Origin of the sequence: Psychrobacillus sp. NPDC096389 (genome assembly GCF_044762855.1) — a bacterium.
In the GTDB taxonomy this organism is placed as follows: domain Bacteria; phylum Bacillota; class Bacilli; order Bacillales_A; family Planococcaceae; genus Psychrobacillus.
Genome location: NZ_JBIWFB010000011.1, coordinates 42,236 through 65,684, shown reverse-complemented (window position 1 = coordinate 65,684; position 23,449 = coordinate 42,236). Strand labels below are relative to the sequence as shown.

Below are 23,449 nucleotides of genomic sequence, written 5' to 3'. Positions count from 1 at the left end.
TTGATCATACCTCACCTGTTTTCTTTTACCTTTGAAAGATACCTGCCAATTTACTGAATAAAAATAACAATTAATATCCATACAATAACACCAAAAATACTAATATTAAATTCATCTTTTTGATAATTATAATCTTTAATACATCAACATTCATAAGGTTGCCGATGAGTGTATGTATGAATAATACTGCTACGTCAGTTCAAATAAGAAAAAAGACTTTATTTTTTCTTGAAGTAAAACACCGTTTGCTTAATTAGTTAATATCAGGTAATAGAATTTTGTATCTTGTAATAAACTAATTAAATCAAATGTTGCTTTGAAGGCAATATATATTGCAATACCCGCTAACACAGTTATAACTACACCGCTATCTTTAAGCATTTTTCTTTTTTTCTTGTAAAGGATCAGCGTTGTTATAATAATTATTAATAAGTATGAGACCGATACAATTAGTTTTACCAATACCAATTTACTATCATTTACAGCATTCATATAATTTACTAAATCATCTTGATTGGCAGCACTCTGTTCGATAATAGATGTATCTCCTTTGTAGCCAACTTTCCAAGAAAATTTATTTTGTTCTTTTATTACGGTATACTCATAACCCATAGACTGGCCATCACCAATGATCCCTGAATATTCCTGTGTGTCTTCCTCAGCATGTGAACAAGCAGATAGGGTTAAGATGATGCTAAATAACATTAGCAGAATACATTTTTTCAATTGACTTCCTCCCATCCTTGGGTAGTTTCATTATAACCTTGTTTATCTATACTGCTGCTGTAGTTCAATAAGAAAAAAGGCTTTGAGGTAAAGCATTCGTTTGTTTAAAGTAGATAAATATAAGCAATTAGACCGGAAAAGCCTATTAAGATCATAGCAATACTTTTAATGGCATTTTCCTCTCCTTTTACCAAACCTACCGCCCAAGTTACAAACCAACCAAGGAGCATCAAACAAATTCCCAAATGACTTAAGACTTTTATTCCAGATGCCGAAACAGAGCCGGTAAGAAATACGAGCAAACCAATAAATATAGGAATAATGCCTAAAACAAATAAAGGTTGTCTAATCTCTTTTATAAGCTCTATCTGTTTCTCTTCTCCCATTTTTCTGAAGGTATACCAAGCACCCAGAATAGGTAGTACCCATATTAGCACAATATATATAACTTGAATTAACCTCATGCCATCCCCTTTTCTGCAGCCTGATTTTCTTATACAAAATGGTTTGATTGTTGAAAGCTAAGATAAACAACACGCTTCAACTAATCTGCTACTTTACTTTCATACGTTCGAAACCATTAGAAGTTCCAGTAATAAGTTTATTTCCCTTTGACATAACAAATAACGATTACCTGCTTATTTAACTAAAACAGCTTTTAATTAAAAAATCGGCAGTTCCCAATCCTCTAGAAATCCCTAAGTAATTTCAGGTTTCCTTTTGAAGATTTCATTGAACCCACATATACTTTTCAAGTTGAGATTCCTGAATTGCTGTAATGTTTAATTATTTAACGGGTAATAAGTGGCAACATTCTTTTTAGCAATATCCTAATTATCCACCCATGTTAATAAAGCTTCACCGTTAACTAAATTACTTCGTCAGTTCAAAAAAAAAGCTCTTACTCCTTCTTGAAGTAAAGCACCAGTTAGTTGAGATAAATGTTTGTAATCTAATATTTCATTTTGAGTTCGCCATTACATCGCTGCTTATTAATCTCACCACTATTACATAAAGGGGATATCCTTAGCTTTACAATACCTTCTTTAGCATCATCAAGTTTTTTCGAAGTGATTTCAATTTTTAAAGTAATTTGCTTCAATTAAAAAAAGTACCCACTACATCGAGGGCACTTGTTCCTTAATTAATAATCCTTCTTAAACTTGAAGAATATTTTCGTTGCATTCGTTCAATCCAGTCAAACCTAGACTCTTTTCTGCAACTTTCCTATTTCACAGGAAAGCAACCATCTAGTCTTCTCCTCTAAACATTGATATTATTTGATACAGCAAACTTATTTAGAGACTCAGAACTGAGTGTATAATACGCAACTTTCTTCTTCCACTGCTTAATTACATCAAATTGATCATCGTCACTATAAACAAAAAAATTCATTTCTTTGTTTTTCCTTTTAACTTTGACGACAAATGGTATCACATCCGTCTCTGGATTGAGGAAACTTTCTTCATTACCGGGGAATATATGTTTTCTTTCTAAAAATAGAGCTTCATTAAAATAGGCAGTAAATATATCTTTTTCTTTCTCTTCTAATTGCTTTCCGTTAAATGTTACAGTAACATCTTTTGAATCAAGTTTTGGATGAAGCTCAAATTTACTTACAACCCATCCCACAACCGCACTCGGCGGGCTCATTAAAAATTTTAAAATTGCACTAATTACTATAATTACAATAGCCATCAATGTCATATATATCAACTCCTTGGAGAATTTCTGGTTACTGCATTCTATTCTATAACTGTTTAGTGAAAAGATAATTGGGATAACACCAAGTATTTAATTCATCACCATTATTCATTAGTCTATATGGTTGTTTGATTATTCACTTCTCCATCATAAAGTCTTTCATTATTTTTGAGACCATCCAATTCAATATTTTTTTGACCATCCATTTACCATAAAAAAAAGAATCATGAGGATCATGATTCTTAAGTAAATTCCAAGATAATCATAGTTATTTAAAGAAAATGAAGGGCTTCTGCAAATCGTTTAATTCCTTTGTCTATTGATTCTTCATCTTCCCTAGCAAAAGTAAATCGGACAAACCCCTTTTTAGATCCCATTGTTGAACCAGGGACATAAATTACACCTCTTTTAATAGATTCCTCTAGTAATTGCAATTCATTATAGTCTTTTTTAATCTTGCACCATATATGAATGCCGCCAAGTGGAATAGAAAATTCTACCTGATTCTTTAAATAAAAATTAAGACTTGCAACTATCTGATTTCTACGTTTTACTATTTCCTTTATCAATTTTTCAATATGATGCTGGAAATTTTCAGATTCCATAAAATCATTAGCAATCCATTGTGTAAAGCTTGAATGGCCGAAGTCTATTTGTTGTTTTGCATCAGATAATCTTTCTATTACTGGTTTTGGTCCTATAATCCATCCAATTCTTAAACCAGAAGCAACAATTTTTGACAAAGAGCTAATATATAAAACATTCCCGTGAACATCCATTGATTTGAGCGTAGGGATTTTATCTCCAGTAAAAGATGTTAAACTATAGGGATCGTCTTCTACTACAGGAATTCCATGTTCTGAGGATATATTTAAAATAGCTTTACGTTGTTTTTCATTTAATAAAGAACCTGTAGGATTTTGATAAGCAGGATTTAAAAATATCATTCTAATTCGGTGTTTTTTATATAATGACAACAAATCATCGGGATTGATGCCATCTTTATCAACAGGCAAATGATATACCTTTAAGCCTGCCGATCTGAAAATTTGTAGATTATAATTATAAGAAGGGTCTTCTATCGCAACTGCATCTCCAGGCTTTAACAAACACTGAACGACTAAGTGTAAAGCTTGTTGTGCCCCCGAAGTAATGAGGATTGAAGAAAGATTGGTTTCAATTTCTCGATACTTTTTTACATGTTTTGTCAGGGTATTTCTTAAGATAGCGCTACCCTGAGGATGATCATATCCTAAGCTTCCAATGAAGGAACGAGTCGAAGTAATTTCTCTTAAAAAATTCATAGGAAATAGGTCTTCCGACAATTCTCCGCTAGCTAAATTAATTAATTTATGATCTACTGTTTCATTTCTTATTCTTTGCGTAACAGGTAAATTAGGTAAAAAAGACCCCGCCTCGATATAGGTATTCCAGCTAGGAATACGCTTCTTTGCAATCCCCCATATATCTTTACTAATGGTAGTTCCACTTCCTCTAGTTCTTTCAATGAGTCCATTCGACTCCAACTCATCATATGCAGCAACTATGGTACTTCTGTTTAAGTCCAATTTCTTCGCTAAATCCCTTTCAGATGGTAGTGGTTTATCTGGTGGAAATGTACCATCTGCTATTCTATTTTCAATATACTCAGCAAGTTGTTTATATATAGCCTTTTTTGCTTTTCGGTCTGGTCTCCAATCCATACGTCACAGTCCTTATAAATTTTATTAGTAACTCATTCTAGTGTAATTACTTTTACATGTAACCAGCCAATTATTCGTTATTTTGGCCATCCACTTTTACATTTAAACTTCTTTTCATAATCTTTTCAAACTTAATGCCCTTTTTGTAGCCACTGCTTATTAACTAAACCTTAAATAAATCTATTTGAATTAGAAGCAATTGTAAATCAAATTCCAGACAAACCCATAATTTTCCTATGAAACCTCCAAGAATACTTAAAAGGGGTTTGCCCATAAAAAAAAGAGGAACCTTTTCCTTGGATTCTTTACTCTTCTCACTACGCTAACAGTGTGGTAGTTCTCAACTTTATCGCAAAACAATCTAAATATTCAATTAGTTAATAGGGGTTGATTGAAAATGTGGTATAATTTACTTATTAAAAGATAATTTGGATTTAAGCTAAAACTATTTGTAAATCCTTGTTCAAGTAGTAATCGGAGTGCTAAAAAGGAGGTGGTTACAGTTAGAAAAATGACATTTTTCTTAGGTTTAGTAGGAGGATTCTCGAGCATAGCATTATGGATAGTGTTTGCCTTTTATAATCCTTACTCAAGTCCAACTACTGACTCTATGGCAACCACATTTTTTATGTTGTTTCTCCCTGCATGCCTAGCTATTACCTCAACTATAACTTCAAAAAAGTCATTAATGTTAATAGCTTTTGCTTGGTCAATTCCATTTAGTTTTTATTTAGTTCTAACACCTGGGATTTTTGCATTATTTGGAGTTACTTGCTTTATATATTTGATTTGTTTTATATTCTTTAGATCACCCAAAAGTAAAAAACTACTAGCTCATTACCAAAAACGCTGAATAATTTCAGCATTTTTTTGATAGAAGTTAGTGTTCATTTGGAAAAAAGATTGATTATTACGGACTGTGAACTATCTGTTTACTGTAATGTTATAATCTTCCTAAAAGGAGGCGTATTTTTGAAAAAGATTATTGGATTAAGTTTTATTCTATTTGCTGGTAACACATTATACGGATGTTCAAGTATAATAGAAAATTCTTTAGATTCAAGTGATAGAGCTGCTTATAAAATTGCAAGTAAACAAGAAACTGGAAACGGAAATATTGAATTATTAACATCAACGATTACAACAAAAGATAATGAATTGGAAATGATGATTGACGGGATTGATGAGAATAAAGTGACCTTTATTTTTGTTGCCAATAAAAAAGTATTGGAACAAAAAATAAAAAATGGTGAATCTTACAAACTTGACATTACAGGTATCAAAGACGCTCATAGGACGGACTACAAGCCAAAAGTTCAACTTTTGCAAACTATAGATGATACTGAAACTGGAGATATAGTAATCTTTAAACAAGTTAGATATACAGTTAAAAAAGATTAGTTTTGAAGTTAATTAATTTCAATTTGATTAACAGAAACAAACCCACGAAATACATCAGTTAGTGGAAGAAGACAAAACTTGACTGTGGCATTAGTTTAAGGAAATTTCTTTACTAACTGCTTTATATACTCTTGCTTACTAAGCTTTGTTAGTGATGTTAGTAAAATAAAAACCTAATTACCAATCTGGTCCTTCATCACCATCAGCCACTTTAAGATTAAATAAATTAGAATCTAGATTATTCTTTTCAACTATCTCAAAGAAAATTGATTTTACTGTTTCTTGTTCGGTTTTAGTAGCTTTTTTATTGTTTAATACATATTTGAATAAGCAAAATGCTTTACTCCTTCTTAAAGTAAAGCACTCGTTAGTTGAATAAATTTGAAATTCATAGGCGGTTCTTCATATATTAAATAACTTATAAATCCGTAAGTAGCAATGTTTTCATTGTCATAAGCTATAAGGAAAAGAGTTTCTTTCAGAAAATCCATATCCATTTGGGAAGCTATTTATTTGGCTTTTACAAAATCACCTACTTGTATCGCATCATTAAATTTCATCAAATAAGTACTCCTTAAAAATATCATTAAAACCTTTGGAAGTTTAACAATCATTCTAGCCTTATTAAACTAACCTGCCCTTTTAGTTGAAGAAATGAACCGGTCTATCTCTACACGTCAAATGCCAAACTATTAATCTTCCACTCATTGTCATACAATTTAAAAGTTAAATACAAGAATGTTGGAGGACTTTCTGGCTCTCCGTTTGAATCTAGATAAAATTCTCTTATAGCAATATTAAATGTTTTCGATTCACCATCATACTCATGTCCTTGTATTACCCAATCCACGAATTGACCCTTGGCATCCTTAGTAAATAATTGCCATTCATATTCACCAGAGCTGTCTATTCTAGCAAATAATTTGTTTTCTTTTTCTACAAGAACGACCTCATCGGATACTAGCTGTTGGATTTTTTCTTTATCTCCTGTCGTATGTGCTTTAACAAACTCCCTAGCATTATTACTTACGAAAGTGTAATGTTCTTTTTCCATATTAAAATCATCTACCTGTATATTCAACTGCTCAATATGTTGTGTTAAATCTTTGATCTTTTGTTCTTTTTCATTTAATTGTTCTGAAAGTATAAGATTTTGTTCTTCTAGGTAGATTTAACTCTTCCGAACAAGCAGACAAAAGTGTAATTCCACAAATTAATAGCAATAATTTCTTCATCAGAATCCCCTTAAAATTTTTATCATCTTGCATGTATTTGGGTCGAGATGTAGCGCATTTCTGAAAAAACTTCAGCATTCCCTGTTCTTCAACTAGAGCAGCCGTTATTTTAAGAAGAAATTTACTGGAAAGAAGTATTCCTCTTGAACCTCAACATCGGGATATTTAGTAAATACAAACTCAAATTCACCGTTATCGATAAGATAATTAATTACTTCATAAATTCTTTCTTTGCTTATATTATCAATTAAAACCATATCACTCGCCTGAAAGTAGGCTCCATGCATACATTCCCCTGACTTTTCATTCTTCTCTCTTTGCCTTTCAATGTTTCTGTATGTAAAAAATGTCGCCATCCATACACTACGGTCTGAAAAAGTAACTTTAACATCCGTATTTCCATCCTCAATATCCCATTCATCATTTTCCCACTCTTCAGCTTCTATCCATATATGTTTATCTTTTTCTCTCATAGAAACTTCACCTTTTTACATCGTCAAATGAATTATTTGAAACGATAAATTTTGTAATCACCATTATTTGATGAAAACCTTAGAATATTCTTATCTTCCGGTATGCCTTCAAAATAAGAACCAATACATCCAGTCGTACATCTATGCCCAGAAAGTAGAGTATTTAGTTCTTTCCCTCTATTTTCACGTTCCAGTTCACTCATAAAATTAAAAACTCTTTCGACAAAACCACTGGGCTCTTCAACACCTCTATAAATACTTGAATCAGGTACTACTCCTGCCATTTTCACTTCGCTAGTTTTTAATCTGTCTGCTTCTCCTAAATCAAAAACATCCAGCCTTGCATCAATTGTCACTTTTAATCCCGTCGCTATTTCTGCTGTTTGGATAGCTCTTTCTTGTGGAGAGGAAAAAACATAATCAAACTTTATATCTTTTATTTTGTCTCTCAGATTTTCTGCCTGTTTAATACCATATTCATTTAGAGGTAGGCCGAAACGTCCTTGCATCCTTCTTTCCTTATTTAAATCTGTCTGTCCGTGTCTAATAACATATATCATTTTTGTCCTCCATATATCTACAAATTAGTAACTTACCTTTAACCAAAAGTACCTTTTTCTTTTTGGTCAAAACAATAATCCCTTTTTTATTGTTAAACTAATCTGTAGCATTAGCTCAACTGTAACATCTCAAAATGGATTTCTAAGATCTACTTGATGTTTTGCAGAAAAATTAGACTCCCGACAATACTGGGCTTGTTTAGTTGAAGTAGACGATTGTTTGAAATTATTCATATTGAATTATTAAGTTATTTCCTATCACAAGTTGTTTTGTAGATTTTTCTTCATTCTCGCAGTCCAATATTACTTCAACTGAATATTTTTTAGATTCTACAAATGAAATGATTTGGTTTCCAAGAGAAACGGTAATTGTACTATCTGTTACTGTATAATCCTTAAAAAGTGCTTTAATAATATTTTTGTCTTGTTCTGTCAATATGCCATAAATCTTTACTTCCAATATTCCATTAATATTGTTTTCCCTACTATTCGGTACCATATATTTTTGCATATATTTTTTACTTTTTTCATCATTAAGCTGTTGCAAGAAAAATTGAAAAGGCATTCCTTCAAATTTGGGTAAATATGAATTTTTCCAAGGCATTGTCTTACTTAGTAGATTAAAGAACCATTTAAATTTTAAAGGTTCTGGCGCTGATACTTGAATGTTCTGTCCAATCAAATTCTGATAGATTGCTTCAATATCATCTACTTCTAATGCAAAACCAATAAGACCTCTATGCCCACTATGATAATCCTCAGTCCAACTTTCTATCCAACCCCCACCGTCTTTTGACTTGATTTTAACTAATTCAAGATATTCATTCCCAATCCATATGTTCGATACCTTAAATCCTTTTGTACCCTTTCCCCATTTCGGTTTATATGGAAGACCCGTAGAGTGAACTTGCTTAATAAAATTCTCATCTTCTTGTACATAACTATCTACATTGACAACTAGATGGTCAATCTTCAAATAATTCTCCCCCAATAAGCGTTTAGATTTTCTGTCCTCTACTTGAATACGCTCAAATCGTCTAGAAGTTCCGAATTTTAGAAAATCTTTCATTAATTTTTCACGGGTCAATTCACCTAACCTATGGTAATTATCACCTTACACCAGGGTATATTGACTGGAATTTCAGCAAACATTACTCAATATGTGGTTACATCTGCAGCTCCCCAAGCACCTGACTTTGCTAACGGCTTGTTTTTATCCTCCGCAAATATAGGAACAACAATCGGTCCTGCAGTAGGTGGTATATTCATCTCAGCGATGGGAACGCAATAAGTTATCCTGGTTGGATTATTATCCGTAATATTGAGTGTGGTGTTTATTTTTTGGAGAAACAACGTCTTTGGTTCTAATTAAAAACTGTCGAAGAGAGAAAGATCAAGTAAATATTAAAGGCTATTTTTCTATAAGACGTTAGCGTTTTGTATTTACTTATAATGCAAAATATCTCTTAAAATATCGTTCCAATTGACACTCCATCACTATCTTTCTCTCCTTTATTCTAACTAACCTGCCCTTTAGTTAAAGAAAAATAGAGGCAGTCTACTGACATCCTCATCTTGGTGTAGGACTCGTTTTTTTTAGAACGAATAATAAAACTTGTCACTTAATAGCTTTGACATCTATTTAGCATACATTTAACTAACGCATCTCAATGAGGAATATCACTCTCCCCTATCCCCCGAGTGTATACTTAAACCTAACTAAAACTTTGCTGTAATTGTTTTAAAAATGCCCATTCCCGTAAATGTTAACATCATTTTTTCATTTAATGAAAGAGGTTTCTATACAGAAATGGATAAATTGTCTACTTTGATTTCATTATAATTATGCAAATCTTTTGGTTTTCCTAGATGCGTTATTAAATCCTGAATCGGAGGAGCACAGCAAGCATTAACTTGTATGGTTTTTACTGAAACATCCTTACCTTTTGACTGCAGCCAGCTTTTCACTCTTTCATCTAACTCTACAAGCATCAATATTCCTCTCTCTCATCTTATCCTTATACTGAGGCACCCGTTATTTTAACAAATGCTTACTTCATAGAACCACTAATCTGTAACTTTAGCTGAACAACGTTAATACATTGTTTAGTCCCCAGCAACATGTACCTTGCCTATTTCCGAACTGGACAATTGTTTTATAAATTCTTCAAATTCGTTGAGTTTATCTTCCGAAATAAATACCTTGTAATTATTAAGATCTGTTATTAGATTAGAAAGTCTATCTCCAAAAGCGGATGTAACACATCTTTTACAAATAGTAATTCTTTATTTTTTATTTCAAAACACCAACCAGTATTTGAGTGTACTAACTGATTTATTTCTATCGTCCTCTTGCTTTACAGGTTTGCTTAGGTTGCGCACCGAGTCTTTTTGTAACGATATCTAACTGGAAATCATCATTTCCACTAAATAGTATATATGCATATAATGGTGTTTTGTCCATATTCCCCTCTGCCATCCTTATTATTAATCGACTATCGAAATACTTTCATTTTCTATTAAACTAACCTGTCGAGTTAGTTTAATTGTAACATTTCCCAATGTATAACCAATATCAAATTGATGTTTTGGATATAAAATAAACCGTTGAGAATTTGGAGATATTTAACGAAAGAAACAGTTTAGTTGAATATGAGTGAAACTCCTTTGATAACATCACTTTTCGTCAACAAAACGATTTAAACATTCCATGAACATTTTTCTCGCAGAGTATTTTTTTATTTCAGAAATTTATATATTGCTTTTAGAAGTAAAATATATTACTCTTTGAAGTAAATAGTGATTGGAGGGTTAAAAATGAATATTATTAAACAAAAGGATTCCATCTTAGATATTGACCAATATGAAGAAGACTTTGAAAGAATGTTGAAAAGTTTTATAGATGCAACTTCTTTAGATGAGCAAAATGTCCAGTTTGAAAAGCTGAACCTTCATCGTCTTGTTTATCAGGCCTCAGAAAACGAAGCAAGGATTAATTACTTTAGAGATACGGCAAACGATGAATACAATAATCAACATGCCTTTTTCCAAGAGTTCGAGCCACGCTGGTTACGAATGACAGGTGAATTCTACAGAGAGATTCTGAACGCGAAATTTAGGAAACAACTTGAGAGCCAGTGGGGCAATCAGCTATTCAAAATAGCTGACATGAAGTTGAAAACCTATTCTGATGAAGTGCAAGATGATATCAGAATGGAAAATCTCCTTGTTTCGGAGTATCAGGAGCTATTAGGAAAAGCGATTATTCCTTTCGATGGAAAAGAGTTGAGATTAAATACTTTGGCTCATTATCTAGGCTCATCTAATCGTGAGATTCGAAAAGCAGCCTTTAAAGCAAAATCACTTTTCTTCAAAAAGCATGCCTCCGATTTTGATCGAATCCTTGATGAACTTGTTAAGACACGCAACCGAATCGCTACAAAGTTAGGTTACTCGTCCTTTGTGGAACTTGGCTATGACCGAATGCATAGAACCGGACATAAGCCAGACGACCTCGTTCGATATCGCAAGCAAGTAAAAGAGCATGGGGTACATTTCATTTCTGCTCTTAGAAAGAAACAGTTGAAACGTATAGGCGTTTCCAAACTGAAGTATTATGATGAGAGCTATTTCTTCAAAAACGGTCCGCCCTCACCCAGAGCGGGACAACAAGAAATATTAGAGGTTTACCGTGCTATTTTCCGAGAACTGTCTCTTGAAACGGGTGCATTTTTTGAGGAAATGATGGAAAAAGGAAATGTTGACGTGGAATCACGTACAAACAAAATGGGTGGAGCCTTCGCTTCGTATAGCGGTCCGGAGGTTGCTTCGTTTATTTTCGCAAATTTCAATGGCACATCCAATGACGTCAGAGTTTTTGCACATGAGGCGGGGCATGCCTTTCAGTTTTATATGAGCCGTCATTCCAATATACCTGAGTACATTATACCCTATGATTCTTGTGAGATATTTTCCTTTACGATGGAACGGTTCGTCTGGCCGTGGATGGAACTATTTTTTGGCGAAGATACGCAGAAGTACCAGTTTTCTAACCTAACCGAAGCATTTATCCATATGCCGGTTGTATCAGTCGTTGATGAATTCGAACACTTCCTGTATGAATTCCCGACAGTCACCATGCAAGATCGGATGCAAAAGTGGAGTGAGTTGGAGCACGAGTACTTGCCGGAACGAGATTATGATGGCAATGAATTTTTAGAGAAAGGTACAGGTTTTTATGAAATAGGGCATCTTTTCGCTTCGCCTTTTTATTACATGGACTATGATTTGGCCCATTTTGCTGCGGTCCAACTATGGATCAAACAGAAAGATGACCCAAAATCTGCATGGGAAATCTTCCTGAAAATGTGCAAACAAGGGGGACGACTTTCATACCCTGAACTTTTGAAGAGTGCAAATCTGGAGTCTCCTTTTGAAGATGGAAGCATGGAAAGCCTTCTTGAAAAGGTTAAAAGCTGGGTTGATCAGGTGGATGAACATTCATTCTAATAGTAAGCCTATGGGTAGCCGAAATGGCATTTTCGGCTACTTGTTTTATATGGTTGCTTATATGGAGTATTTCATCCTCTTCTTCAACTAAACTTCCGCTTTAGTTTCCTATTTACAACTCATCGTTACTTGAAGATAAAATATTCCCTTTTTAAGATAATAAACTCAAAACAATTAATTAGCCATAATAACATCTAGAATCTTGTTTGATAAAACTTCACTCTCTATGTGATTAAATGTTTTAGAGTCCGCTGTAATAATAACTGAAATCTTTTCCTGGGGATTTATAAGAATTTGCTGACCACCTGAACCTAAAGCTCGATAAATCACATTCCCTCTATAACTTTTTAGCCACCAACCATATCCATAATCCCCATAACTGAGGTTTGTTGAGATACAATTTTCAATAGACTTTTTTATCCAATCGTTCGAAATAATTTCATTGTTATTATCAAAACTATTATTGATAAGAAGCTTTGATATCTTTACTAGGCTTTCAAATGAAATTTTTAAGCCCGTACTCCCAACTGTTACACCTTGCGGGTCACTTTCCCACTCAACTTCATTGATTCTCAGCGGCGAAAAGAACTTGATCTGAGCAAAGCTGGACATCTTTAAACCCGTTGACTTACTAATAATTGCAGATAAAAGATGATAGTCAACGCCTTTATATCTAAAATCTCCCTGTCCTGATAAAGGTAGGTCTAATATATCCTTCACCCAATCTTTACTCTTAAGAATAAGCCCGTATAAATTTTTATCATCGATATCGAATCCTGAAGTCATTGTAAGCAAGTCTCGTATTACTATATGACCAGGAGCATCAGGTAAATAATAATTAATCGGGGTTTCTAGAGACTTTATATGTTTTTCTTTTAAAGCTATTCCAATCAAAAGTGAAACGATACTTTTAGTCATTGATCGAATGTCAATTAAGTTAGAATCATTCATTTGTTGAGCATTAAATATTTCTTTGTTTGAAACCGAAACATACAAATTATGAATTGAGTCATTCTGTTCATATAACATACGAATCACTTCACTCATACAACTCTATCCCCCTAATCCATATCCCGCTTTAAATGAACTTTGTAACGTATTACTTTAGAGCAGCATATGCTTTTTTGGCCATTTCATAATGATCTGCATGCCAATTTTGCACTTCTTTAATAGGAAGGAACGCAATTTCCAAGCTTTCAAAAGATGTTTGCAAACTCCCCTCTACTATTTCACAAATAAAAATTGAGCTAATGTCCCTTTCAACATAGAAACTACTCAATATTTTCATCCATCATACTGGTGTTATTATTACTAATCAAAGTGCCCAACGTTTCTCCTAAACAAATCCTTAGCATAACTCCCGTGTTATTAAAATCAAATATATGTACAGGTAAATCGAAGTCTCTAGCAAGTAATAATGCTGATTGGTCCATAACTCGAATACCATTTTTTACAACATCATCATAATTTAAATTTTTATACATTCTTGCATCTTTTGTTAGTTTCGGATCTGAGGTGTAGACTCCATTGACACCTTGCTTCGCTACAAAAATAGCATCGCTATCCATTTCAATTGCTCTTTGTACACTAGGATAATCGGTCGTTACAAATGGTTGTCCATTTCCTCCCCCGAAAATCACTATATAGCCTTTTTCAAGATGTTGAACGGCTTTTAATCGAATATAAGGTTCAGCAACAGATGGAGCTGGTATGGAAGTCATTACTCGTACTTCTTTATCGGTTTTCGATTTTAGAACACCTCGGAGCATTAAACTGTTAATTATAGTTCCCAAAGTACCAATGTTATCTGCTTCAACTCTATCGATTCCCCATTGACTTGATAGATTACCTCTAAAGATGTTTCCACCCCCAACCAAGATAGAAACTTCGATTCCTATTGAGGTTAATGAAATAATTTCGTCTGTAATATGTTCCAAACTTTTTGCACCAAAGCTATCACCGTTTTCGTCTGCTAGAGCACCACCGCTTATTTTTATTAATACTCGTTTATATGTCATACATTTTCCCCCTTTTCTTATTTCCAGTACACAAATCCAAATCTTCTATATACTAACAGAAAATAAAAAATATTAAAACAGGAATTTTAATTTAATCAAAGTACTAATCGATACAATTTTGAAGAGGTCTAATAGTTCGTGTAAGCTGAGATTGTTACCGCATTTATACTTTTAAATATTTTATTTGATAGGTTTTTGACTTAATATACGTATTAATAGGCAGGGTACCCAAAAATGAACAAGGAGAGGTTGAAGTGAAGATAACGGATGAAAACGTTGTACAACAAATAATCTGTAAAAATGAACAAACAATTCCTTATCTTATACAGAATTATGGAGGTCTGCTTAATGGTATTATCCGAAGATACTTGAATGGCAATCAACCAGATATAGAAGAATGCTTAGCAGATGTATTGATTTCGATATGGTTCCATATTGAATCATTTGATCCCACCAAAAATGAGTTCAAACAATGGATTTCTGCAATTGCCAAATACCGAGCGATTGATTATATACGCAAAACGGAAAAAACAAAACGACAAGTAAGTCAAATTGCCTTTGATGAACATGTATATGACCAATCGAAGGTCAAGCCAAGTGGAATCGATTTATCTTCCATATTAAGTGCATTAAACGATACGGAACGAGCGATATTTGAAAAATATTATGTGGAAGGTGTTCCATCCAATGAAATTGCAAAGGAATTCAAAGTAAAGCAATCTTGGGTGCATAACAAACTCTCCAGAGGCAGAAAAAAGTTAAAAACTATATTATTGAGGGATGGGGTGTGAAGAATGTCCATTTTTAAAGAGCTAAATAATGTCAGGTTAGACGTAAGTGAATTGGAAGAAGTACCACTTTCCACAGTGGAACAAAATCGTATTCAAAAGAAAATATTTCATAAAATGTCAACCAAGAAGAAAAAGAAAAACTATTTTTTATTAGCTGCAGCCTCCTTTATCGTCCTATCTAGTTTTACATTCAGTCTTACATTTCCAGCACTGGCGGCTAAGGTACCAATTATTAGTAACATCTTTGAACTATTGAGTAATAATGAATACTATGTATTTGAAGAATATGACGAGCATTCGACCGATATAGGAATAACTCAAGAAAGTAACGGGATTAGTATTACAGCAACTAATGCAGTTTATGATGGGGAAAATATTACAATTGCCTACACGATTAAGAGTGAACAGGATTTGGGAGAAAGACCTGTTTTAGAAGGTAAAATGATTGTAGATGAATTTGTAGATGAATTTGGAGATCGTTATAAGGATAATGGATATTTTGAAAATTATATAGTAGAAAAAATAAATGATCACGAATACGCTGTAGTATATATCTACCAATTACTTAAGGGCTCTAAACCCGACACTCTTCATGTTACATGGACGGGGGATACGGTTATTAATTTAAATAAAGTTCAACAAGCCACGTTAGGAAGTTGGTCCTTCCAATTTCTTTTAGAGAAGTTAGATAACAAAACTAGAAAATTTACTACTAATGAATTTTCCACAGAAGATAAAGGGATTGAAGTTGATTTAATAAAAATAACACAAACCCCCATTTCTTCTACTATCTATCTGTCGGAACTAGTGGACGAGCGAGTGGTTTCACAAGAAGAGAAAGAAATGAGGGTGGTACTAATCGAATACTTAATATCTGATAATTCAGGGAAATCATATAAATATGTCCATTACCGAGATTCTACTCACAGTACAGATTTTGATGCGAATCATAGAAGTAATCCAAGAATTACAATGAGTGTTTTCGACGATGCAGCAACAACTCTCACGATAACGCCAATCGTGAATGTGATGAAAGTAGATAATCCAGATTCAAATGGTGATGGTTTCTTAGTGCCAGTTATGGAGCCTTACACGATTGAATCCATTCAAGTGCCACTAAATAAAAAATAGGATTTTCAATAGGGGTCCACCTAGCTTATTGCTAGGTGGATCTTAATGTATCATAAGAAAATATTCTCGATTTGACTGCTTCTCTTGTTAAACAAGAAAAAGCAGTCAAAACGACTCTTTCTTTTTTCCCCACTAATGCACCACTTTATTGAAATTTAAAAATGCTAATAAAATAATCTTCTTCTGGAAAATCCCCTTGATACTCAAAACCATTATGCAAATAGAATTTTTTCAACTTTTCATTTCCAGCCCAACAATCTAAATACATTGTTTTATTTTTTCTTTTAGCAAAGTAGCAAGCAAAGGCCGTTATTTTTGAACCATAATTATTACCTTGGTATTCTGGTAGAATGGCAATTTGAGACAAGTAATAACTTTTAGGATCAATGGTTAACTCACTTAAACAATCTATATCCTTTAAACAAAAAGTCCCGATTATCTTCTCTTCTAGTAACAATACATACGTATAATAATTATTTATTTCATTTGTAATTTTATTGACTTCCCAAGGATAATCCCATTGGTAAATGTCCTTTTTTTGCAAAGTCAGCGTGACCTCATTTAATACATTCACCACTTGGTGTTGGTCTTTTGGTGTCGCTAATCTTATTTCCATTTATTTTTCTCCTATTTTTTCTTATTCAAGTAAATCAGTAGTTAGTTGAATAGTAATGGATAGGCTTCACGTATATAATTGGGTATATCTTTCTCTTGAACATTTGCCATTTCTTTAAAAGTTACTCCCTCATCTAAGAGGTATTGCACCATTTCCCAACCTACAAAATAGGCTTCTCTTTCCCTGTTTGTTGTTCCATTCCCAAATGTAAACTTTGTCACCACTTCGGAAGAAGAGTCTTCTAAGTAAGGAAGTATACCTGTAAGGATTTCTGCCTTATTTTCATAGCACGATTCAAGCCATCCTTTTGAATGCTCGATATAAAGCTCAATTGATTGCCCTGGAACTAAAAATCTACTCACCTGAGTGGCTAATCCCTCTTGTAATATAGTTGAGCCAATTGTTCGTTCCCATTCAGCTGTTAAGTTAGCAATATGTGAATGTACTATATGGGTCAATTCATGTGATAGTAATATATCAGATTCTCCATTTTCAATAGGAAGACAAAGTGCCAAACGATTTTCATCATAAGGAGCAACGAAAGGATTATTTTCAAATCCTCCAACAAAATATACAACTACCAAATTAATTGGTTGGTCATATCCCAGAAGTTCTTTTACTTTTTTTAAGTAATCTTTAACTTTCTCCAGGTTTGGTTCCCAATTTTCCAACATAGTTAAATGGACACCATAAGCATCCCAGGCCCCGTCTAGCAAATTTCTCGCAATTATTTTCCCTTCTTCTCCTGGAGGAATTGCAGCAAAGTTATAATATTTTTCCCATAGTTTCCATCTTTGTTCTTCATCAATACTTGGTCTGTTTGCCATCTGGTAAAAAGTTAAGAATTTAGGTACCAAGTTTAGCAATTCTACTTTATCCAATAAGTGTCACCCCTTTTTGTTGTTTGACTGCCTAGTTTACTAATCCATCTGTTAATTGAATATTACTTCTGTTTATTTACTCATAATGCTTCCAACTACAGTGTATAAAATGAACAACGAAATGCATAAATAGCAAATGCCCCACAATAAGCTCTGAGTTCTTTTATATTCTCGTAATCCTATTATAAGGAACAATACGCTCAAAAATATGAGCATCAATGGCAGAAGGCTGTAGTTTTCCGTAACTTTACTGTAAATACTAATTAACATAACAAGAAGTGCAAAAATTATTTGAAATAACATTAAAACATCAAACTTTTTCTCTTCCATTTTTATACCTCTCACTGATATTCTATTATCTTCAAAAGATATCTTGTTTAATCCAAACATCCGTTAACACAATAAAAACTATGGCACTCAATTATTTATTATCCTATTTATTTGTTGCAAATGGTGAACATCATGTTCTAAAAACATCTTTATAAAACTTTCACTTGAGAACTGTCGTTTTCCTTTTCCTATTGTAAATCTAATATCTTCTTCTACTTTTGAAATATTCTCAATAAGCTCCTTTCGAGTTTCTATAAAAGCATCTATAATAGATTCCACTGTGTTGTCTTTTAGATATAATATTGATTCCTTATTATATTGGTCATGGTCTGGAAACTGTGGCAAGTTTGCTCCGCTAACCATTAACGGAACCATTTTTTCTAGATTATACTTATCCCAATAAAATAAATGTCCTACAATTTCTCTAATCGACCATTTTTCTTCACTAATAGGCTCAATTAACTTATCTTCATTTACATCTTTTAATTTCTTAATGGCATCCAATGTTTCTTCAAATTCTTTTAATATCTTCTTCATATCGCTTCCTCCACCTCAATAATTAAGAATATTATGTATTTCGAATTATACATCAATAAACAAACAATGAACATACGTTCTTTTTATTTCATTAAAATCTTACTGTTTTTCTACTAACCTGCTTATTTTGTTTGAGTATCACATTCTATAATATTTACTTGAGTAGTAAGAATAGATGTTCCAAACGATAATTTTTTTAACTAAAGCACTCGTTAGTTGGTTAAGTTTTGGTTGGAAATTTTCACTAATCATTAAACATACCAAGCATTTTCGGTAAAATCATTCCACTCTAAAGTAAAACTGATAGCTGTAATTTGAATACTACTGAATTGATGTGTCTTCCATTCAGTTCCAAACATATCAAAAATCATTAAATTTCCTAATGGTTTTTGAGTAAACTTCAAGAATTCCATTTCTTCTAAGTCGGTAATTAGAACTTGCTTTTCCATCCCTTCATCCAAGTGAATAACTGCAGCACTATCCGTTACTCCATAGAAAGTAAGTCTACATTTATCTGTTGATTTTGCTACATCATTGGGATTAAGGGGATGTTCAGCAGACACATAAATAAATCGGAACTCAATAATGACCTTGTCTTTTTCAACTATTATTTTCTCAACTAAGCAATCATGAAAATCCAAGTAGTCAAAAAATGTGTTTGTGGTTCGGTACTTCCAAGTCTTCATATGATTGAACCCCTATAATTTAAAGTATTAGTACTTCTATAACTAAATTGTTCTTTAATTTAATAAGTACAACAAAGGAAAAGCTATTAAGACAAGTAGAATCACACTTTTAATTTTATTCTTGTTCCACATATCTATTGCTGATAAGAACCCTCCTAAAGCAAAAAGACCAATTCCAAGTAACTCCATAATGCTAATGGAAAATAAAGTACCTAAATGTGCCAAGAAAGCACCCATTACAATAAAGCCAATTGTTAAAATAAAACGGCTTGACCTAAAATCATTGATTGCTGATTTTTTGTCATCAGTATTCATTTTCAAATAACTTCTAACAACCATAAAAACTGGTATTCCCCAAATTAATATCAACGGAATAAGAGGATCAGTATCCATATTAATTATCCACTCCCACCTCTGTATTTGCGTAAATTACTATTTAAATGACCTGCCGAGTTAATTTAAGTGTAACATTTCGCATTATATTTCTCGTATAAAAATAGACCATCGTAATGAAGGTCTTGTATAACAACAGCATCCGTTAGTAGAACTTCTAATAACTTATTTCTTCGTTCTTCCACTTTTTGTGATTATATAGAAACTGAACAGCTAAAACTAATGAAACAAATAAAACAAAGCTAATATAAAATGCTAAACTCCAATCTGAGAATAATATATGATAATGAATGCAATGTTCACAATTGGTAAACTGGTTAAAGTTCGTATCATCATTGTTCTATGAGAAAGTTTGAAATAAATAAATTCAAACCCTTATCTACTTTTTCCTTCTTTTTGTACCTTTTTGATAAGATGAAAGAAGTAATCACAGTAACAACAAAAGGAATACTAAGCAATATAATATAACCTGGAAATTCTAGCATATTATCTCCTCCCTACCATTTAAATTTACCGGATAAAACTCCCCCTCTTTCACTAAACTACCCCTTAGCTTAATAAGGTCCAAGTAACTTAAATTCGATAACGATTATTATTGCACTTAAGATAATAATCATTTCAGTTACAGTCAAGATAGATTGTTTCGGATATCGTGTAAACTTCCATTCAAAAAATGCTCTTATCATGTAATCCAATACTATAAAAACAATTACTGCAATTAATATGAGATAAATTAAATCTTCATAATAAAACAATAGCACATAAGATAGGATCAATAGAGTAATACCAGAAAGAGTTCTCAAACCTTTTTCAATTTTTCTATGTAACTCGTTTATGTGATTAAAAGAAAAAAACTCTTTTTTAACTTTCTCCATTTTGAGTATACTCCTCAGCAGAAGCTTAACTGTTGAAATAAAAACAAAAACAATTATCGTAATCAATCCAAATTTTAGCCAAAACATACAACTCCCCCTATCACCTTAACCTGCTGCGTTTGTAAACATACATCCAATATCTAAAATTCTATTAAGTTGGTAATAATCCTTTTCATATAACTATTTTATAGTGGAATGAAATGGTTACGGTCCAAAGTATGGGCTTTGTTTGAAGCTGATAAGCGTATAAAGACTTCTAACCCCAATTTTAAAACTTAAAAATATTTTTAAAATAATCAGTTATTTCTAATGTAAAGATGGTATTACTTTAAAAAAGATTATTACACTTCTCTATATATGTTGATTTCTGTACTTTCTCTAGGGTTTCTTAAAATCACCTTTTCCACGGGCTATACTCTTTACTAAAATAATTTCCTTTTATTTGTAATTGGAAAGTACTCTCCTTCTTCAAAAATCATACTCCTATTATTTCAAACCAACCAACTTATTTTAAAGGCATGTTTTGTTATAGTTATTAAATTTAATGAAACTTTTAGGCAAAATGGAATGTATAGGAAGTATATTAATATTGAATAGGGAGATGAAATTTTTGAGTACCGATAATAAAGTTTTAATTTCATTGTGTATGCTTCTATTAGTATTTATTTTATCAGCCTGTAAGCAAACTGAACAATCCCACGAGAATACAATTCTGGAAAATGAACAACAAGAACAACAAAATATAACCTATTCTTTTAAAAACCCCAATACGGGCCAAAAATTTAATATAATTCATGCTTACAAGCTATATGAAAACTATTTTAAAACTGTAAAAGATAATCCAGATAAGTCACTCCATAAATTATATCAACAAGAAATTATTGAACCTATATATGATGCATGCTTTAAAGATACGGAACATTTAGAAATTAATTTATTTGAATGGACACCGGAAGAAAGTGATTATAATAGTATTAAGAATCAAGTTGAATCTATAGATAAAAATCATATAAATAAGTTATACGAGGAATCCTTTGTTAAATCCTCCGACATACTTTCTTCTGAAAATAAAACAAATGTATGTGTGTTTCCTAAAAATGAAAGATTTCCATCTGACATGATTACAGCCGGGGCAGGGAAAATCTTAGTCTTTTTCAATGATTTCGATAACTATTATAGTTTGAGTGACCTTGATAATCATTATAAATCAGGTATTTCACATGAATATCATCATAGCGTTTGGATCGAAAAACATTACACAGAAGATTATAATCCAACAGTATTAGATTATTTAATATTGGAAGGGCAAGCCGTGATGTTTGAAACCTTAGTGTATCCCACTTCAAATAGTACTGATTATGTAGTTATCGAAAACTTTAACAAAGAATATTGGAGCAGGATTGAACCAAATCTTGAGGATCCTGTTACTGATCAGATTTATGAAATACTAATAGGTGGGACTAATGGTTTTCCCAATTATTATGGCTATAGTGAGGGCTACAAGATGATAAGATCTTACTTAAACTTGCATCCCGATATGACAGTAGAAGAATGGACTTCCAAAAGTCCGAAAGAAATATTTGAAGAAGGGAATTACATGGCTAACTACGAGTAGTTTTCTTTATGTGTCCTTTTCTACTTGTTAGAAAAGGGCTTTTTAAGTTTATTCCTGCTACTCATCTTTCATCAAATTGCGGCTTTAATACAATAAAAAAAGACTTTACTCCTTCTTGAAGTAAAGTACCAGTTAGTTGAAATAGACTTATTTCTTCTTTCTTGTTTGAATGTATTTTTCGTTCAATAATCCCGTATTAAACACCGATAAAATCATGATGAAGAAGAATAGTAACCGAACTGTTGGTTCCTTCTTATCAATAACAAACTCAATACTAGAAAAATATAGCACAGAATATAGATAAGATGAATCGCCCTTTTATAGACTTAATCATAAAATCCCCCTATTCTTTTTATCTAAGACACCCGTTTTAGAGAGGTTTTTCATAAATATATAAAGCTTTAGATACTCTATTTAATGAAAGTTAGTAAACGAACAATAGTTAATTTAAATAATCGCTACAGTTTATCAATTACTTTTGTTAGCTTTTGAAGTGCGGATAAAAAGTTTGTTAATTCTTCGCGTGATAAACTCGCATAATATTTTTCCTGAATTTGCTGCATAAATATTTCCACTTCCTTTTTATAAAGCAATCCTTTCTCTCCTAATTCAACTGAAAATGTACGTTTGTCTTCTGAATGTTGCTTTCTATAAATATAACCTTCAAGTTCCATTTTTACTAACTGTTGGCTGATAGCACTTTTGGTAATATTCATTTTTTCTGCTAATTCTGTTGGAGTGGATGATGGGTACCGAATAATTAAAGTCAATAACGTATATTGCTGATTATTTAATCGAAAATTCGTATAAGCTCTTTCTTTTGTTTCAAGTAACAGCCATAGTTCTTCAAGTGTTTGATTAATTTGCTCAGGTAAGTTTTCATTTTTCATCTTTTTGTTTATCACCTTTTTTTCTCCAATTTTTTGGGTTTAACTTACTTTTATATTTGGTCACCACTTCTTTTCCAACAAAGGCAACACCTATCAAAAAAAAGATTTCTCCCACTACTATACATACTGTAACAACAGTGGCCTTAATGTGAGTTGCTAATGGAGTAAATGGCACGATAGCAGCAAGTCCCCATAGTATAGGATAAAGGATTAGAAGCCCTATCCCAAATTTAAAAAGGAATGGTTTCTTTAGCTTATCTCCATTTGAAACTATATCTTTTTCCAATATTAAGCCCTCCATATAGTTTAGTTAACTTAACTAAACTATATACCGAAGCCTGTTTAATTACAAGACTTTAAAAGGTATTCACTAAA

At 32.4% G+C, this 23,449-nt stretch carries 26 protein-coding genes and 1 pseudogene; 6 read left to right on the top strand and 21 right to left on the bottom strand.

What is annotated here, in order from left to right:
• Positions 1 to 249 precede the first annotated feature (249 nt).
• The 4 genes from ACIQ38_RS20765 to pdxR all read right to left on the bottom strand — a co-directional run bounded on the left by ACIQ38_RS20765 (position 250) and on the right by pdxR (position 4,133).
• Positions 250 to 726 carry a hypothetical protein gene (locus ACIQ38_RS20765; RefSeq protein ID WP_402827786.1) on the bottom strand — a complete coding sequence of 159 codons (477 nt, stop codon included), beginning with the start codon at positions 724 to 726 and terminating at the stop codon, positions 250 to 252.
• A 104-nt stretch (positions 727 to 830) separates the two neighbouring features.
• Positions 831 to 1,190 carry a hypothetical protein gene (locus ACIQ38_RS20760; RefSeq protein WP_402827783.1) on the bottom strand — a complete coding sequence of 120 codons (360 nt, stop codon included), beginning with the start codon at positions 1,188 to 1,190 and terminating at the stop codon, positions 831 to 833.
• Between the two features lie 799 nt (positions 1,191 to 1,989).
• Complete coding sequence (locus ACIQ38_RS20755; protein ID WP_402827781.1) at positions 1,990 to 2,433, bottom strand: YfmQ family protein; 444 nt, start codon at positions 2,431 to 2,433, stop codon at positions 1,990 to 1,992.
• Positions 2,434 to 2,702: 269 nt separating this feature from the next.
• Positions 2,703 to 4,133: a MocR-like pyridoxine biosynthesis transcription factor PdxR gene (gene pdxR / locus ACIQ38_RS20750; RefSeq protein ID WP_402827778.1), complete on the bottom strand. Its 1,431-nt coding sequence runs from the start codon at positions 4,131 to 4,133 to the stop codon at positions 2,703 to 2,705.
• Between the two features lie 972 nt (positions 4,134 to 5,105).
• On the opposite strand from pdxR, the gene ACIQ38_RS20745 reads away from it, so the two are divergent.
• A complete protein-coding gene (locus ACIQ38_RS20745) occupies positions 5,106 to 5,534 on the top strand; it encodes a hypothetical protein (RefSeq protein WP_402827775.1) in 429 nt (142 codons plus the stop codon).
• Between the two features lie 670 nt (positions 5,535 to 6,204).
• Here the strand turns inward: ACIQ38_RS20745 and ACIQ38_RS20740 are convergent.
• The 4 genes from ACIQ38_RS20740 to ACIQ38_RS20725 form a co-directional block, all read right to left on the bottom strand.
• Positions 6,205 to 6,588 (bottom strand): hypothetical protein, encoded by a 384-nt coding sequence (locus ACIQ38_RS20740; protein ID WP_402827772.1) that lies wholly within the window; start codon positions 6,586 to 6,588, stop codon positions 6,205 to 6,207.
• A gap of 285 nt (positions 6,589 to 6,873) precedes the next feature.
• Complete coding sequence (locus ACIQ38_RS20735; protein ID WP_402827769.1) at positions 6,874 to 7,242, bottom strand: hypothetical protein; 369 nt, start codon at positions 7,240 to 7,242, stop codon at positions 6,874 to 6,876.
• 32 nt (positions 7,243 to 7,274) lie between these two features.
• Positions 7,275 to 7,802: a histidine phosphatase family protein gene (locus ACIQ38_RS20730; RefSeq protein WP_402827766.1), complete on the bottom strand. Its 528-nt coding sequence runs from the start codon at positions 7,800 to 7,802 to the stop codon at positions 7,275 to 7,277.
• A 226-nt stretch (positions 7,803 to 8,028) separates the two neighbouring features.
• Positions 8,029 to 8,778 carry a VOC family protein gene (locus ACIQ38_RS20725; protein ID WP_402827763.1) on the bottom strand — a complete coding sequence of 250 codons (750 nt, stop codon included), beginning with the start codon at positions 8,776 to 8,778 and terminating at the stop codon, positions 8,029 to 8,031.
• A 96-nt stretch (positions 8,779 to 8,874) separates the two neighbouring features.
• On the opposite strand from ACIQ38_RS20725, the pseudogene ACIQ38_RS20720 reads away from it, so the two are divergent.
• Positions 8,875 to 9,174 (top strand): annotated as a pseudogene (locus tag ACIQ38_RS20720) (MFS transporter); the annotation flags it as partial.
• 428 nt (positions 9,175 to 9,602) lie between these two features.
• Here ACIQ38_RS20720 and ACIQ38_RS20715 read toward each other — a convergent pair.
• Together ACIQ38_RS20715 and ACIQ38_RS20710 are read right to left on the bottom strand one after the other, a co-directional pair.
• Positions 9,603 to 9,794, bottom strand: coding sequence for a hypothetical protein (locus ACIQ38_RS20715; protein ID WP_402827760.1), 192 nt, complete (start codon positions 9,792 to 9,794; stop codon positions 9,603 to 9,605).
• 349 nt (positions 9,795 to 10,143) lie between these two features.
• The gene (locus tag ACIQ38_RS20710) at positions 10,144 to 10,266 is read right to left on the bottom strand and encodes a hypothetical protein (RefSeq protein ID WP_402827758.1); all 123 of its coding nucleotides are present in this window, start codon (positions 10,264 to 10,266) and stop codon (positions 10,144 to 10,146) included.
• A gap of 353 nt (positions 10,267 to 10,619) precedes the next feature.
• Here ACIQ38_RS20710 and ACIQ38_RS20705 point away from each other — a divergent pair, with 353 nt between their 5' ends.
• On the top strand, positions 10,620 to 12,311 hold the full coding sequence (locus ACIQ38_RS20705) for a M3 family oligoendopeptidase (RefSeq protein ID WP_402827755.1): 1,692 nt from the start codon (positions 10,620 to 10,622) through the stop codon (positions 12,309 to 12,311).
• A 174-nt stretch (positions 12,312 to 12,485) separates the two neighbouring features.
• On the opposite strand, the gene ACIQ38_RS20700 is transcribed toward ACIQ38_RS20705, so the two are convergent.
• Entirely contained in the window at positions 12,486 to 13,358 is an 873-nt protein-coding gene (locus tag ACIQ38_RS20700; RefSeq protein ID WP_402827752.1) for a serine hydrolase domain-containing protein, read from the bottom strand.
• Between the two features lie 224 nt (positions 13,359 to 13,582).
• A complete protein-coding gene (gene pyrH / locus ACIQ38_RS20695; RefSeq protein WP_402827749.1) occupies positions 13,583 to 14,329 on the bottom strand; it encodes a UMP kinase in 747 nt (248 codons plus the stop codon).
• A gap of 254 nt (positions 14,330 to 14,583) precedes the next feature.
• Between pyrH and ACIQ38_RS20690 the strand changes: the two genes are divergently transcribed.
• A complete protein-coding gene (locus ACIQ38_RS20690) occupies positions 14,584 to 15,120 on the top strand; it encodes a sigma-70 family RNA polymerase sigma factor (protein WP_402827746.1) in 537 nt (178 codons plus the stop codon).
• Positions 15,121 to 15,123: 3 nt separating this feature from the next.
• The gene (locus ACIQ38_RS20685) at positions 15,124 to 16,251 is read left to right on the top strand and encodes a DUF4179 domain-containing protein (protein ID WP_402827743.1); all 1,128 of its coding nucleotides are present in this window, start codon (positions 15,124 to 15,126) and stop codon (positions 16,249 to 16,251) included.
• A 145-nt stretch (positions 16,252 to 16,396) separates the two neighbouring features.
• On the opposite strand, the gene ACIQ38_RS20680 is transcribed toward ACIQ38_RS20685, so the two are convergent.
• The 7 genes from ACIQ38_RS20680 to ACIQ38_RS20650 form a co-directional block, all read right to left on the bottom strand.
• Positions 16,397 to 16,867 (bottom strand): GNAT family N-acetyltransferase, encoded by a 471-nt coding sequence (locus ACIQ38_RS20680; protein ID WP_402827740.1) that lies wholly within the window; start codon positions 16,865 to 16,867, stop codon positions 16,397 to 16,399.
• Between the two features lie 41 nt (positions 16,868 to 16,908).
• Positions 16,909 to 17,748, bottom strand: coding sequence for a DUF2268 domain-containing putative Zn-dependent protease (locus ACIQ38_RS20675; RefSeq protein ID WP_402827737.1), 840 nt, complete (start codon positions 17,746 to 17,748; stop codon positions 16,909 to 16,911).
• A 72-nt stretch (positions 17,749 to 17,820) separates the two neighbouring features.
• On the bottom strand, positions 17,821 to 17,964 hold the full coding sequence (locus ACIQ38_RS20670) for a DUF3953 domain-containing protein (protein ID WP_402827993.1): 144 nt from the start codon (positions 17,962 to 17,964) through the stop codon (positions 17,821 to 17,823).
• 201 nt (positions 17,965 to 18,165) lie between these two features.
• Positions 18,166 to 18,615 (bottom strand): DinB family protein, encoded by a 450-nt coding sequence (locus tag ACIQ38_RS20665; RefSeq protein WP_402827734.1) that lies wholly within the window; start codon positions 18,613 to 18,615, stop codon positions 18,166 to 18,168.
• 251 nt (positions 18,616 to 18,866) lie between these two features.
• Positions 18,867 to 19,301, bottom strand: coding sequence for a hypothetical protein (locus ACIQ38_RS20660; RefSeq protein WP_402827731.1), 435 nt, complete (start codon positions 19,299 to 19,301; stop codon positions 18,867 to 18,869).
• A gap of 54 nt (positions 19,302 to 19,355) precedes the next feature.
• A complete protein-coding gene (locus tag ACIQ38_RS20655) occupies positions 19,356 to 19,694 on the bottom strand; it encodes a hypothetical protein (protein WP_402827728.1) in 339 nt (112 codons plus the stop codon).
• A gap of 554 nt (positions 19,695 to 20,248) precedes the next feature.
• Complete coding sequence (locus ACIQ38_RS20650; RefSeq protein ID WP_402827725.1) at positions 20,249 to 20,656, bottom strand: DUF4181 domain-containing protein; 408 nt, start codon at positions 20,654 to 20,656, stop codon at positions 20,249 to 20,251.
• A gap of 523 nt (positions 20,657 to 21,179) precedes the next feature.
• Here ACIQ38_RS20650 and ACIQ38_RS20645 point away from each other — a divergent pair.
• The gene (locus ACIQ38_RS20645) at positions 21,180 to 22,184 is read left to right on the top strand and encodes a DUF2268 domain-containing putative Zn-dependent protease (protein WP_402827722.1); all 1,005 of its coding nucleotides are present in this window, start codon (positions 21,180 to 21,182) and stop codon (positions 22,182 to 22,184) included.
• 458 nt (positions 22,185 to 22,642) lie between these two features.
• Here ACIQ38_RS20645 and ACIQ38_RS20640 read toward each other — a convergent pair whose 3' ends face one another.
• Positions 22,643 to 23,074 (bottom strand): MarR family winged helix-turn-helix transcriptional regulator, encoded by a 432-nt coding sequence (locus ACIQ38_RS20640; RefSeq protein WP_402827990.1) that lies wholly within the window; start codon positions 23,072 to 23,074, stop codon positions 22,643 to 22,645.
• Entirely contained in the window at positions 23,064 to 23,360 is a 297-nt protein-coding gene (locus ACIQ38_RS20635) for a transporter suffix domain-containing protein (protein ID WP_402827719.1), read from the bottom strand. The genes ACIQ38_RS20640 and ACIQ38_RS20635 overlap by 11 nt, the downstream gene beginning before the upstream one ends.
• Positions 23,361 to 23,449 lie beyond the last annotated feature (89 nt).